Origin of the sequence: Pseudomonas fluorescens, assembly GCF_900215245.1 — a bacterium.
Classification (GTDB): domain Bacteria; phylum Pseudomonadota; class Gammaproteobacteria; order Pseudomonadales; family Pseudomonadaceae; genus Aquipseudomonas; species Aquipseudomonas fluorescens.
Genome location: NZ_LT907842.1, coordinates 2,575,530 through 2,589,200 on the forward strand (window position 1 = coordinate 2,575,530; position 13,671 = coordinate 2,589,200).

Sequence of the window (13,671 nt, forward strand, 5' to 3'; positions counted from 1 at the left end):
CTATTGAGCAGCCAGAGTCAGCCCATGACCCGCGACACCCTTGAGCACAACCAGATCCCTGTGTACTTTGCCGCCGTCTTGCTGGCGGCGGCATTCGGTGTGCTTGCGCCTTCGTGGGCCCAGGGCCTTGGCGTGCTGGTCACGCCCGCCATCGCCGTGCTGATGTACGCCATGTTCCTGCAAATTCCATTTCTGGATCTGCGCCAGGGCCTGGGTAACAAGCGTTTCATCTCGGCTTTGCTGTTGGCCAATTTCATCCTGGTGCCGTTGCTGGTGTGGGCGTTGACCCGTGGTCTGGTGGAGCGCCCGGCCTTGCTGGTGGGCGCCTTACTGGTGTTGCTGACGCCATGTATCGACTACGTGGTGGTGTTTACCCATATCGGCAAAGGCGACTCGCGGGGGATGTTGGCGGCGACGCCCGTGCTGTTGTTGCTGCAGTTAGCGTTGTTGCCGGTGTACCTGAGTTTCATGCTGGGCGCGCAGTCCGCCGTGGTGGTAGCGGCCGGGCCGTTTGTCGAGGCGTTCCTGTGGTTGATCGTGCTGCCGATGGTCCTGGCGGTGCTGACGACTTCTCTGGCGCGGCGCTCAAGGGTCATCAACCTGTGGAACAGTGCCTGGGCCTGGTTGCCGGTGCCGGCGATGGCGCTGGTGCTGTTTGTGGTCATCGGCTCGCAGATCACCTCGGTGGTGCGCGATATCGCGTCGTTGTTGCCGGTGATTCCGGTCTACGTCGGCTTCCTGTTACTGGCGCCATTGATGGGCGCGTTGGCTGCACGGCTGTTCGCCTTGCCGGCCGTCACTGCGCGGGCGGTCACGTTCAGTGCGTCGACCCGCAACTCCCTGGTGGTATTGCCGCTGGCGCTGGCCTTGCCCGAAGACGTGCGCGGGCTGGCCGCGACGGCGGTGATTCTGCAAACCCTGATTGAGCTGATGGGCGAGCTGCTCTACATCCGGCTGATTCCCGCGCTGGTCGGGCGCGCCGGTCGCTAGATCCATAAATAGTCGGGTTTGTTCAGCCGCTATTCAGGGGCAGAGTCGGCACCATGGAGAGGGCGCACCCTACCTGAAAGGACATTCAATGGATCACCGCAGTCGTTTTCGCCTGGAGTCCCTGGGCATTTTTCTGATCGCTTTATTACTGTTTACGTTGGGTGTCTGGGACGAACAACCCCAAGGATTTGACGGGCGCTGGGCGTTGTTCATGCAGGAGATGTTTCGCCACGGCGCGAGCCTTTTCCCCACCACCTACGGGCAGCCGTATCCCGACTACCCGGGCACCGCGACCTTCTTCAGTTTCGTATTTGCTCGCCTGTTCGGTGCGCCGAACCATCTCGCGAATGTCCTGCCGACAGCACTTGCTTCGGCGGGCGTGATCGCCCTGATCTATCGCCTGCTGGCGCCGTCCAGCCGGCCCTGGGCGTTGCTGACGGTGTTGCTCACGTTACTCACCACCCAACTGCTCGATAAGTCACGTTCGGTGTGCCTGGACCTGATGGTCGCGCTGTTATGCGTGGGCAGTTTCTACCTGCTGCACAGTGGCGAGCGCCTGGGGTCGCGCGTCAGGCAGCTGGCCGTATTCCCGTTGTTTGTGTTGGCGTTTGCGATTCGCGGGCCATTGGGGCTGATCGAGGTCTGCGGTGTGGTGTGCGTGTACTGGGCGCTGGGCCGGCCGGGGGAGCGGGTCAAGCAGGTGCTGATCCACGGCGTTGTGGGCTTGGCGCTGCTCGTGGCCTGCTGGTGGGTGTTGATGAAACTGGCGCGGTTCAGCGGTGGCGATGCGTTTGCCGATGACGTGTTCAGGATGCAGGTCAGCGGGCGGCTCGATGAGAGTGGCGAGCCGTTCTACTTCTACTTCAAGCTGAGTTTGTACCGGTACTTCCCGGTGGTGCCGCTGGCGCTGGCGACCTTGATTGCGCTGCGCAATCGCTGGTCTGAGCGATGGGTCAATGACGACGTGCAGTTGGTGGTGCGGCTGGGGGCGTGTGGCTTGATGATTTTGCTCGGGCTGTCGGTGCCGCACTTCAAACGCGCTTACTACATTCTGCCGATGGTGCCGATGTTTGCCGCTGTCGCCGCCTATGGGCTGCTCCAGGCGCAAAGCTGGCTGGTCGGCGTGCGCCGCTGCTACGAAGTGCTTGTCGCGGCGCTACCGGCGTTGTGCGTGGTTGTTCTGTTGGTGTGTCGGTCCAGTTGGCAAAAACACGGCTACTGGCCTGATGTTTCGTTGCCGCTGTTGATCGGCGCGTGGGTGATTCTGCAAGGGGCGGCGTTGATTGCCTGGCGTCGGGCAGTGCGCCTGGTGTGGCTCAGCCTGATTGCACTGGTGGCGCAGTGGTTACTGCTGGTGGTGGTGATAGAGCCGTCCAAGGACCTGCAGTTCGACACGCATAATTTCGTCAGCCAAGTGGAGACGCTGCGTGCGTCGCAGCCAGGGCCGCTGGTATTTGTCGACCTCGGCCGCGACACCTGGGCGATACGCTACATGATGAACCTTACGCACGATGAGCAGCCGCTGTTCGTGGCAGGGAACGAGCCTGAGAAGCTGCTCACCTTGCCGCGGCCATCCTGGGTGATCGTGCCGCGCAAAGAGGCCGCGCTGCTCAAGGGCACACCGATGCAGCAGCAGGCGCCAGACTTCGAAGGGCGCTTGAACGACAACCCGCTGATGGTGTTTTTACTTAAGTAAGGCCGGCGATCCAGGGAGGGCTATTTGCACTGGTAGCCCTCGGGCATCGTAACCGTGTAGTTGCGGTGCACGCGGTCCTGGAAATTCAGGTTCTGCAGGCCTTGCTCCACCAGAAAGGTTTCAATCTTGGCGGCCTGGCAGTCTTCGTTGTAGGACATCGCCCGGAGCAGGTACACCGCGCGCCTGCTGACTTCATCCCGCGCAGTGGCGGTGAAGGTGGTGAGCGTGGTGTAGCCGGTTCGCTCGGAAGTGCCCACCGGGCCATAGGTGGTGTTTGGCTTGCTGGTGCAGGTCAACTGGTCGTCTTTTTTCTTGTTTTTCTTGCACTGGGTGGTCGTGCTGGTGGGCACCTGGCCGTAGTCGGTGGCGGTGTAGCGGTAAGTGACCTGCCGGCTGTCGACATCAAGGGTGACGGTCATTTTGATCGGTGCATGGTGCTTGGGGAGGGTCGTGTCGGTAAACACTTCCCGAAAGCCCTGGTCCTTCATGGCATTGACCATGTCCCGCAGGTAGTAGCGGGCATTCAGCGTGCTTTGCGCACTGCCGCCCACGGACGTCGTCACCAGTACCGTGGCCTGTCGATCAAAGTGATAGTCCGGATCCGGTGTCGCGTCGATCGAGACGTCCATTTGCGTGGCGCATCCACTGAGCAGCGCCGTCAGCAGCAACAGCGCGCAGAACAAGTAACGGGTCATCAAATAACTACCTTGCAACAGAAAATTCAGTAACAGCTAAACGAATCAGCCTTGCGATAAATAACCCCGGGCGGGGACAGGGATGAGCGTCGCCCGGCAACCACCAAATCGCAGGCAATAAAAAACCCCAAGGAATCATCTTCGCTTGGGGTTTTTCGGTATTAGTGGTGCCCAGAGACGGAATCGAACCGCCGACACGGGGATTTTCAATCCCCTGCTCTACCGACTGAGCTATCTGGGCAACGGGGCGCATTAAACTGGTTTTTCAGGGGGTCGTCAAGCAAGTTTTCAAAAAATATTTAATTATTACCGTCGCTTACGTGCCGACCCCGGGTTTTGATCAATTATTGAGCAGGCGGCACGTAACCGTCGGCCTTGGCGTAATCCTCGCCGGAAAAGAACTTATCCATTTCGCCAGCCAGGTATTTGCGATCTTCACCGTTCATCATGTTCAGGCGTTTTTCGTTGATCAGCAGGGTCTGGTGTTTCAGCCAGTCGCCCCAGGCTTTGGCGGAGACATGGTCGAAAATGTCCTGACCTTTGGCACCCGGGTACGGCGGGCGTTCGAGGCCTGGCAATTCTTCTTTGTACTTGCGGCACATGATGGTGCGGGTCATGACGGAACTCCTGCGTTCAATACTTCAGCCGCGCGCTTCAGCAGTTTTTTAACCGGGGCGGCAAGGCCCAGGCGCGGCGGGGTGGCGAGGTTATACCAGAGCCAGTCGGCCTCGGCCACGTGATGGGCGGATTCCTCGACCGGCACCAGCCAGGGCTCAATCGCCAGCCGGAAGTGGCTGAACGTGTGGATCAGCCCCGGCAGTGCCTGCGGGTCGCCCAGCGCCACTGAGTGCTGGTTGGCCAGGTGTTCCAGGTCGTCGAGGTCATCCAGTTCCGGCAAGCTCCACAAACCGCCCCATAGGCCCGTGGACGGGCGGCGATAAAGCAGAATCGCACCGTCGGCATTGGCCAGCATCGGCATCAGCGTGCGCTTCTGCGGGATGGTTTTGCGCGGCTTGGGGATCGGGTAGCGCGTCTCCAGGCCGAGCATATGGGCTTCGCAGCTTTTTTCCAGTGGGCACAACAGGCAGCTGGGCTTGCTGCGGGTGCAGAGCGTGGCGCCCATGTCCATCATCGCCTGGGTGTAGGCGTTGACACGATCGTGTGGCGTGAAGCGCTCAGCGGTCGCCCAGAGCTGCTTGGCGACCTTGGGCTCGCCTGGGTAGCCCTCCTGCGCGGTAAAGCGCGCCAGCACGCGCTTGACGTTGCCGTCGAGGATCGGCGCACGCAGGCCCATGCTCAGGCTGGCGATGGCGCCGGCAGTGGACAGGCCGATGCCGGGCAATTCGGTGAGCTTCTCGACATCCCTTGGGAACTCACCCGCGTACTCGGCGACGATAATCCTCGCGGTCTTCTGCAGGTTGCGTGCGCGGGTGTAGTAACCCAGGCCGGTCCACAGGTGCAGCACTTCGTCTTCCGGCGCGGCAGCCAGCGCTTCGACCGTCGGCAGCGAGGCCATGAAACGGTCGAAATAGTTGAGCACAGTGCTGACCTGAGTCTGTTGCAGCATGATCTCCGAGACCCACACCCGGTAAGGCGTGATGCCCTGTTGCCAGGGCAGGTCATGGCGACCGTGGCGGTCGTACCAATCCAGCACCGCCTGTGAAAACTGCTCGTTTCTCATCGTTTGAACAGGCCCTTCAGAGCGTCTTTCAACTGTGGGTTGACCTTGTCGAGCTTCTCTTCAAGTTTATCGCTGAGCTTGTTGCCGGCCGCCTTGATGGCGACTTGCGTCAAGCCGTCCTTGTCCAGGCGGCACGCCTTGGCGCCCAGCTCCAGCGGGCCACGGCAGCGCAGCGGCACTTCGATGCCCTGGAAGTTGCTGCCGACCTGGCAGGCCGGGTCCGGCACGTCGCGCTGGTCGCCTTCGACGATGATGCCGACGCGGTAATCCATGCCCAGCACGCGCAGGTCGACGTCACCGTTGCCGTTGACGGTCAGGCCGGGGATGCGCACTTTGAGGTCAGGGTTACTGGCCACGCCGTTACGGAAGGTCAGGTTGCCGCGCAGTTCCTGGAACGGCGTGTCCTTGCCTTGTGGCGTGTTGCTCAAGGTCTTGCGGTTGAGCAGGGCGATGCCGGTGCACAGTTGCTGTTCAATGTTGGCGTTGAGCAGCGCGCCGTTATTGATCACAAAACTGGCGGTGCCATTGAGGCTGTCGATCAGCGCCTTCTGGCTGTTGCCACGGCCGGTGAGGTTGCTATCAAGGGTGATTTGGCCTTTCACCGGCGGATTTTGCCCCTGAGCCTGCAGGATGCGCTCAACCGGTACTTGCTTGATGTGGGTTTGCAGCGCCAACACCGGGATGTCCTGGCGCACATCGAGTGTGCCGTTGGCCTGGAAGCTGCCGTTGTAGAGGCCGCCGCTCAGGCTGTCGAGCTTGAGCTGGCCATCGATGCCGGAGGCTTTGAGCCCGGCATTCTGGATCGGCAGTTTGCTCAGGGTCAGTTGGCCGAAGGCCAGGTCGGCGTTCACGTCCAGCGTGCGCAGGCGGGTCAACGGCAGCAGCTTGTCGGTGCTCCACGCGCCTTTGGTTGGGGCCTCCGGCAACGGTGTGGTGCCACCGGCGGCCATGGCGCCGGCTTCGCTGTTCTGCACTTCGGCCTGGCGTGCGGCGCTCGCGCCTTTGGCGGCTTCGGACTTGGCCGGCAAGTAGTTGTCGGCGTTGAACGTGTCGCCCTTGAGCTGAACGCGCAGGGATTGCTTGGCAAAGTCATCGACCGCGATGCGACCGGTGAAGGTGCTGCCATCGAGTTTCAGGTTCAGGTCTTCCAGGGCCACGCTGGTGGGCGAGCCCTTGAGACGGCTGACCAGTTCAACCTTGCTCAGGCTGCCCTCGGCCATGGCCGGCAGCGGGTGGCCGACGCTGTCGAGGAACTTGGCCAGGTCAAACTGGGCAATGGACAAGGCACCGCTGAGTTGCGGGGTTTTGTCCAGGTTGTTGACCTTCAGTTCGCCCAGCGCGCGCAACTGGTTGGCGGAGAGTTTCAAGTTGGTCCATTCGGCGATGTTGGCCGCCAGGTCCACCAGCAATTGGCCCTGGGTGGAGAAGGTGGCGGTCTTGCCTTGCAGCGGCTCGCCGGTGACTTCGCCGCTGAGCTTCATGTCTTCGAACTGGTAGCGCTTGAGGGCGTTCTGGATGCGCAGGTTACCGTTGAGCTCGGTCTTGACGCGCAACAGCGGCTGGTTGCTGCCCAGGAAGGCGGTGAGCTTGAGTGGAATGCTCGCGCCTTCGTGCACGGCGCCGGCGCTCAACTGGATGCTTTCGGCGCTGTATTGCTTGCCGGTCTGCTCATCGTTGTATTCAACGCGGGCGTTGTTGATGGTCAGGCTGTCGATGTCCAGGCGGATCGGCTTCGGCGGCTTTTCCGGTTCCGGTTCGGCCGGCGTTTGCACGGGGGCGGGCGCTGGCGCATCGGCGCTGGCGACCGGCACGTTCTTGCCGATGTCTTCCCAGTTGCCATGGCCCTGCTTGTCGCGGTTGAGGCGCAGGTTCAGGCCTTCGACCCGCACATCGCTCATCTGCACTTCGCGGCGCAGCAGCGGCAGCACGCGCACCGACAGGCCGAGCATTTGCAGGTCGGCGAACGGTTGGGTGGGGGTGGTCAGGGTCGCCACGCTGGCTTCGTGCAATTCCAGGCCTAGCCAGGGGAACAGGCTCCAGCCGATATCGCCATTGAGCGTCAGCTCGATGTGGGCCTTGTCGCGGGCAATCTGGCGAATCTCGTCTTTGTAATCGTTGGGATCGAAGAGGTGGGTCAGGGCAAAGCCCAGGGCCACAATGATCAGCAACAGCCCGAGAAGTACCAGACCCAGGATTTTGCCGAACGCTTTCATGGGCGAGTCCTTGTATGTCGATTTCAAAATTTAGCCGCAGAGTATAACGCCCGAAGGCTTACGTCAGTTCACGCATCGTTACATTGTATCTGGCGTCGGCAAAATCGGATTTTGTCGCCGAACAGACCAGATTGCGTGAAAAAGGTGATGTCAGTTTGGTTTTTCTGTCACTCACTGGTGCTAATCTTCGCGAGTTCGTCTGTCGTCTGCGACACAACGTCGCGTTTATAAGGAAGCTTTACTCAAAACAACGGCCACGCTTTGCGTGCAAGGCCGAGGGAGAGAGCGCCTGACGGACACATACTAATAACTGGGGGAAACACCAATGAGCACTAGCACTGCGGCGAGCAGTCATGCCGCACAGCCTGCGTTCCTGTCCAAGGAGCGCATTATCGCCAAGCCGGGTTTCAACCGCTGGCTGGTTCCACCGGCCGCCCTGGCCATCCACCTGTGTATCGGCATGGCCTACGGGTTCTCGGTATTTTGGTTGCCACTGTCCAAGGCGCTGGGTATCACCGCACCGGTCGCCTGTGCGCCGGACATGAGTTTCATCGCGCAAGTCTTCTCCTCCCAATGCGACTGGCCCATCTCCATGCTGGGCTGGATCTACACCCTGTTCTTCATCTTCCTGGGTTGCTCGGCAGCCATTTGGGGCGGTTGGCTTGAACATGCCGGGCCACGCAAGGCCGGCGTTGTTTCGGCGCTGTGCTGGTGTGGCGGCCTGTTGATCTCGGCATTGGGTGTCTACACCCACCAGATCTGGCTGATGTGGATCGGCTCCGGCGTGATTGGCGGTATCGGTCTGGGCCTGGGTTATATCTCGCCCGTGTCGACCCTGATCAAGTGGTTCCCGGACAAGCGCGGCATGGCCACCGGCATGGCGATCATGGGCTTCGGCGGCGGCGCGATGGTGGGTGCACCTTTGGCCGCAGCGCTGATGGGCCACTTCGCCTCGCCGACCAGTGTGGGCGTGTGGCAGAGCTTCGTGGTCATGGCCGTGATCTACTTTGTGTTCATGATCGGTGGTGCCTTGTCGTACCGCGTGCCGCCAACCGGCTGGAAGCCTGAGGGCTGGACTGCCCCGGCGAAAAAAGCCAGCAATGCGATGATTACCCATCGTCACGTTCACGTAAGTGTGGCGTGGAAAACCCCGCAATTCCGTTTGGTATGGCTGGTGCTGTGCCTGAACGTGTCCGCGGGTATCGGTATTCTCGGCATGGCTTCGCCACTGCTTCAGGAAGTGTTCGGTGGCAAGTTGCTGGGCAATGGGCTGACGTTCGGTCAGCTGGATGCAGGGCAATTGGCGTCGATCGCCGCCATCGCAGCGGGTTTTACCGGTTTGTTGAGCCTGTTCAACATCGGTGGCCGGTTCTTCTGGGCGTCGTTCTCCGACTACCTGGGCCGTAAAAATACCTACTTCGTGTTCTTCGCCCTGGGTTTTGCCCTGTACGCGCTGATTCCGAACCTCGGTCACCTGGGCAACGTAGCGCTGTTCGTGGCGGCGTTCTGCATCATCCTGTCGATGTACGGCGGTGGTTTTGCGACCGTCCCGGCTTACCTGGCCGACCTGTTCGGCACCCAAATGGTCGGTGCGATCCACGGTCGCCTGCTGACCGCCTGGGCTGCGGCGGGCGTGTTGGGCCCGGTGCTGGTGAACTACCTGCGTGAGTATCAGTTGAGCATCGGCGTTGAACGCGCGGCGGCCTACGACATCACCTTGTACATCCTCGCGGGCCTGTTGGTGCTGGGCTTCATCTGCAACCTGCTGGTGCGCCCGGTGGCCGACAAGTACTTCATGACGGACGCAGAGCTGGCCGCCGAACAGGCGCTGGGCCATGACAAAGGCGCTGACGCCAGCACTTCGCTGGAGTGGAAGGCTTCGTCTGGCAGCGTGCCAATGGCTGTCGCGGCGTGGCTGGTGGTGGGTATTCCGTTGGCGTGGGGTGTGTGGGTGACCCTGCAGAAGACGGCCGTACTGTTCCACTGATACCCGGTTTCCCGGTGCCCGCTCATGCAAGGTGAGCGGGCGTCGGGCACTTTAGTCCTGCTTCTTGTCAGGCAACGACCTGGCTGAAGAGCCTCGCCATGGAATGCGTTGAAACCAGGGGCGCGGCACCGGGTGAACAATCACCCGCAAGGCACGTGCATAGTCCATGACCAGGCCGGGTGTCCATGCCATGGTCATGGCGCGCTTGCGCACTTGCGCGGCAATCCACAACTCAGGCATGAGCAAGGTCTGCAGGACCGAGCGCCAGCGCCGGGACCGCTCTGACAACACGCCATCCATCGATGCTTCCAACGCAAAGGCCACGCTGCTAGAACAGTTGCGGTAGGTCAGGTTGTAGGTGGCCTGTTGGCGATAGTTATTCGAGAACTCAATCAGCGCTTTGCGGCTGTACTGGTGAAAAATGATCTTGCGATCCGAGTCGCACCAGTTGGCCACTTCAGTGGCGTAGTCCGGCTGGAATGTGCCGGGCACGTCGTTATTGCGCGTGGCCTTGAGGATGCGGAAGAACTCCGCCGGGGAGCGATCGATGTCCGCGACCGGGTACAGGCTCAGGTACACCGAGGGCGACAGCTCAAGCGCTGCGTGCCCGGTGGAAATCACGCCTTGTTCATCCACCGCCGCAATGTAGCGATTGATGATCGGGCGAGGGATCGTCGTTGCGCCGGCGGTGCCTTCCGGCGTCCAGATGTGCACGATCAGTGGGTCCTGCAAGTCAGGCGCGTGTTCCTGGCGCGGCTCCAGCGGTTTTTGCGGTGGCAGCTTCTTGAAGTCCGACAGCAGATCCCGTGGCTCAAGCAGTTCGAACGTTGACGTGCCGTCGCGCAATCGCCTCACGCGATGCGCAATGCGCACCGTGTTGAAGCCGCTGACGATCATCAATGCACCGAGGAAAAACGACACCGTTGCACTGAGGGCGATGGGATAAGGGCTGACCAGCAACCCCGCGAACGCCAACTGAGCGACGCCGCTGATCAACGACGATCGCCAGTGCGGGAACCTGACCACCCAGGCCGAGCTGATGGTCAGCAAGCCGATCACGAAGTAAGTCAGGCCAAAGATGATCGCCAGCAGCAGGTGGCTATAGATATTGTTCGCAAGAATCAGCACGGCGACGAAGAAGAAAATCCCGCCCTTGAAATACAGGACTGCCCGCTGAGAACCCACGCCGCTGGCGGCCACGCTGAGGGTGACAATGCTTTCCAGCAGCAGCATCAATCCGAATGCGCGCATCGGAAAGTACAGTGCGCCATCCAGGCCGTCGTACATCACGCCCAGGCCCAGCGAGCCCCACAGAATGCCGGCCAGGCCGAGAATCCAGAATTTGGAACGCACGAACTCAACGCCGAACAGCAGTAAAGCAATCTGAATCATTAGGTACCCCTACAGGGAAAAGCAGGCTGTCACAGGCGAACGTTCAGGCATAGCGGCCGCTTTGCCAGTTGCCGACAATCACTTGGCCATGGGCATCACGCAGGGCGCCGGGGCTTTGGTCATAAAGGGTCAGCCATTCACCATTGCCCTTGTCGATGCGAAAGGCCAACGACGCAGCGCGGGTATGTGTTTCCGGCGACCAGTGGCGTTTGAGGCTGTCGCGGTCGTCTGGGTGTACGCGCTCCAGGACCTGCTGCACGGTGTGCAGGGGCGCGGCACCCACATCCAGCAGCGTTTCAAGGTTGTCGTCCCAGAGAATTTCCCCGGTTCCCGGGTGCAGTTGGTACATCACACCGCTGCCCGCCAAGCGCCCGGTCTGCAGGTCATAAGGTTGGGCGGATTGCCTCATCAAGCGGATTACCAACACCAGCAATGCCGTGATGGACAGGTAACTTTGTGCAAGCAGCAACGGCTCGCCTTCCAACAGACCGTGCACATAAAACGGCCCGGTCTTCTGGTCGGTGAAATTGACCACGATACTGCCCAGCACCAGTAGCGCGATCGAGCCGCCAGGGCTGCGCCACGTGATGCAAACGGCGAGGGTGAGGGCGATGGGCAGGCAGGCCAGGATGAAATACGCCGCTGCGCCGGCGTCGGAGCCCAGCCTGTCGATGAGCCAGAGCGGTGTCGCCCCGAAAACGTACCAGGTGTTCAATCCCAGCAGCAGCAACCATACCCCGCCGGCCAGCCTCGTGCGCAGGCGAGCAGGAAAGTCGCGCAGGTTGCTGTTGAGTAGATTCATCACCACCACGGTGGAAAAGAACACGCCGTTCATGCCCGACATCCAGTTGGTCAAGAACGTGTTGGGTGAAACTTCGCCGGCCAGCATCTGCCAGCCTTTCCTGAGCAGTGCCAGGGCGCAGCAAACGGCCAAGGTGGCCAGCAACCAGAGCAAAATGGCATGCAGTTCGTCGCCACGCCGAGCGAAGCGCCGAACGAACCAGGCAATCGCAACAGAGCCTGACAGTGCCATCGCGGAAAGCGTCGCGGCGGCCGGCAGGTGTTGCCAGCCGTGTTTATCCAGCAGTAGCCGTGCGACCAGAAACACCGCAAACAACATCGGCCACTCAGCGCGTCGCGAGCTGAGGAACGCCGACACGGAAATACCCGCCGGGAACCAGATAATCGCCATCTGCGAGACGGGATCTTCAAAGGCCAGCGACACCACGCCGGTCACGTAGTAGGTCACCGCCCACAGCAGGAGGACGCCGCTGCGCTGCAAGACTGTCGGTATCGTCATGGTTGAATATTCATTCGGTTTTAAACATTGCGCCCATATTAGCGCGAAGCCGCCGGGGGCATCGGGTAAATGCGCTGGGCGCACCATCCTGGGGCGGCCACTTGTATGCACATGTCTATCCTCGACACTCCATCAGTCTTATGCCCTTCGATGTTTCTGTTTGGCGCCCGCGCCCCTATAATGGCTGCCTTTTTCGCCCAATGATTTTGCGGAGCTGGTGATGGCCGAACGTAAGGCGTCCGTCGAGCGCGACACTCTGGAAACCCAGATCAAAGCCTCGATTAACCTGGATGGCACCGGAAAGGCCCGATTTGATATCGGTGTACCTTTTCTTGAGCACATGCTGGACCAGATCGCCCGTCACGGGCTGATCGACCTGGATATCGTCAGCAAGGGCGACCTGCATATCGACGACCACCACACGGTGGAAGACGTGGGCATCACCCTCGGCCAGGCGTTTGCCAAGGCCATCGGCGACAAAAAAGGCATCCGTCGCTACGGCCACGCCTATGTCCCGCTGGACGAAGCGCTGTCGCGTGTGGTCATCGACTTCTCCGGCCGCCCAGGCCTGCAGATGCACGTGCCCTACACCCGCGCCACCGTGGGCGGCTTCGACGTCGACCTGTTCCAGGAGTTTTTCCAGGGCTTCGTCAACCACGCCCTGGTCAGCCTGCACATCGACAACCTGCGCGGCACCAACACCCACCACCAGATCGAAACCGTGTTCAAGGCTTTCGGCCGCGCCCTGCGCATGGCTGTCGAGCTCGATGAGCGCATGGCCGGGCAAATGCCATCGACCAAGGGCGTTCTGTAATGCAGACGGTCGCGGTTATCGACTACGGCATGGGTAACCTGCACTCGGTGGCCAAGGCCCTCGAGCACGTTGGGGCCGGCAAGGTTCTGATCACCAGCGATGCCAAGGTGATTCGCGAAGCCGACCGGGTAGTGTTCCCGGGCGTCGGCGCGATTCGCGATTGCATGGCCGAGATCCGCCGTCTGGGCTTTGACAGCCTGGTGCGCGAAGTCAGCCAGGACCGCCCGTTCCTCGGCATCTGCGTGGGCATGCAAGCCTTGCTCGACAGCAGTGAAGAGAACGGCGGCGTCGACTGCATCGGGCTGTTTCCCGGCCAGGTGAAGTTCTTCGGCAAGGACCTGCATGAAGACGGCGAGCATTTGAAAGTCCCGCACATGGGCTGGAACGAAGTGCGCCGCACTGTGGATCACCCGCTGTGGCACGAAATCCCGGACATGGCGCGCTTTTACTTTGTGCACAGTTACTACATCGCCGCCGGTAACCCGCGCCAGGTGGTGGGTGGCGGGCATTACGGCGTCGATTTCGCCGCGGCGCTGGCCGACGGTTCGCGCTTTGCCGTGCAGTTCCACCCGGAGAAGAGCCATACCCATGGCCTGCAGTTGCTGCAGAACTTCGCCGCGTGGGATGGCCGCTGGTAAATGGCCAAGCAGCCCAAGGTGCCGGTCTTGAACCTCACGCCCGAGCAGGAGCGTGAGGCTACCTTCAAGATCAAGCGCTTCATGGAGGACCGTTTCGAGCTCAAGCTGGGCTCGTTCGAGGTCGCCGAGATGCTTGAGCTGTTCACCACCGAAGTGGCGCCGCACTATTACAACAGGGCGATTTTCGACACGCAGACGCTCCTTAAAGAAAGGTTCGAAAGCATCGAAAGCGACCTGTGGTCGCTTGAGAAACCCTGATTTCCCA

The 13,671-nt window shown here is 61.0% G+C and carries 12 protein-coding genes and 1 tRNA gene; 6 read left to right on the plus strand and 7 right to left on the minus strand.

Features of this window, described 5'->3' with window-relative positions:
• Positions 1–24 precede the first annotated feature (24 nt).
• Entirely contained in the window at positions 25–990 is a 966-nt protein-coding gene (locus CPH89_RS11960) for an arsenic resistance protein (RefSeq protein WP_053253873.1), read from the plus strand.
• 88 nt (positions 991–1,078) lie between these two features.
• Positions 1,079–2,686, plus strand: a complete 1,608-nt coding sequence (locus CPH89_RS11965) for an ArnT family glycosyltransferase (RefSeq protein ID WP_053253874.1) — start codon at positions 1,079–1,081, stop codon at positions 2,684–2,686.
• Positions 2,687–2,706: 20 nt separating this feature from the next.
• Here CPH89_RS11965 and CPH89_RS11970 read toward each other — a convergent pair whose 3' ends face one another.
• The 5 genes from CPH89_RS11970 to CPH89_RS11990 form a co-directional block, all read right to left on the minus strand.
• On the minus strand, positions 2,707–3,381 hold the full coding sequence (locus tag CPH89_RS11970; protein ID WP_053253875.1) for a hypothetical protein: 675 nt from the start codon (positions 3,379–3,381) through the stop codon (positions 2,707–2,709).
• A gap of 165 nt (positions 3,382–3,546) precedes the next feature.
• Positions 3,547–3,622 (minus strand) — tRNA-Phe (locus CPH89_RS11975).
• Positions 3,623–3,725: 103 nt separating this feature from the next.
• Positions 3,726–3,998, minus strand: coding sequence for an oxidative damage protection protein (locus CPH89_RS11980; protein ID WP_053253876.1), 273 nt, complete (start codon positions 3,996–3,998; stop codon positions 3,726–3,728).
• Positions 3,995–5,062 carry an A/G-specific adenine glycosylase gene (gene mutY / locus CPH89_RS11985; RefSeq protein ID WP_053253877.1) on the minus strand — a complete coding sequence of 356 codons (1,068 nt, stop codon included), beginning with the start codon at positions 5,060–5,062 and terminating at the stop codon, positions 3,995–3,997. Before mutY ends, CPH89_RS11980 begins: the two co-directional genes overlap by 4 nt.
• Positions 5,059–7,275: an AsmA family protein gene (locus tag CPH89_RS11990; RefSeq protein WP_053253878.1), complete on the minus strand. Its 2,217-nt coding sequence runs from the start codon at positions 7,273–7,275 to the stop codon at positions 5,059–5,061. Before CPH89_RS11990 ends, mutY begins: the two co-directional genes overlap by 4 nt.
• Before the next feature lie 325 nt (positions 7,276–7,600).
• Between CPH89_RS11990 and CPH89_RS11995 the strand changes: the two genes are divergently transcribed.
• Positions 7,601–9,262, plus strand: a complete 1,662-nt coding sequence (locus tag CPH89_RS11995) for an OFA family MFS transporter (protein WP_053253879.1) — start codon at positions 7,601–7,603, stop codon at positions 9,260–9,262.
• Positions 9,263–9,313: 51 nt separating this feature from the next.
• On the opposite strand, the gene CPH89_RS12000 is transcribed toward CPH89_RS11995, so the two are convergent.
• Together CPH89_RS12000 and CPH89_RS12005 are read right to left on the minus strand one after the other, a co-directional pair.
• Entirely contained in the window at positions 9,314–10,654 is a 1,341-nt protein-coding gene (locus CPH89_RS12000; RefSeq protein ID WP_053253880.1) for an HdeD family acid-resistance protein, read from the minus strand.
• A gap of 43 nt (positions 10,655–10,697) precedes the next feature.
• Positions 10,698–11,954, minus strand: coding sequence for an MASE1 domain-containing protein (locus tag CPH89_RS12005; protein WP_053253881.1), 1,257 nt, complete (start codon positions 11,952–11,954; stop codon positions 10,698–10,700).
• A gap of 220 nt (positions 11,955–12,174) precedes the next feature.
• Between CPH89_RS12005 and hisB the strand changes: the two genes are divergently transcribed.
• From hisB to CPH89_RS12020, 3 genes are read left to right on the plus strand one after another with little or no spacing between them, the layout of a single operon-like run.
• Positions 12,175–12,768, plus strand: coding sequence for an imidazoleglycerol-phosphate dehydratase HisB (gene hisB, locus CPH89_RS12010; RefSeq protein WP_017849940.1), 594 nt, complete (start codon positions 12,175–12,177; stop codon positions 12,766–12,768).
• Positions 12,768–13,406 (plus strand): imidazole glycerol phosphate synthase subunit HisH, encoded by a 639-nt coding sequence (hisH, locus tag CPH89_RS12015; protein WP_053253882.1) that lies wholly within the window; start codon positions 12,768–12,770, stop codon positions 13,404–13,406. The genes hisB and hisH overlap by 1 nt, the downstream gene beginning before the upstream one ends.
• Positions 13,407–13,664, plus strand: a complete 258-nt coding sequence (locus CPH89_RS12020; protein ID WP_053253883.1) for a DUF2164 domain-containing protein — start codon at positions 13,407–13,409, stop codon at positions 13,662–13,664.
• The last annotated feature ends 7 nt before the right edge of the window (positions 13,665–13,671 follow it).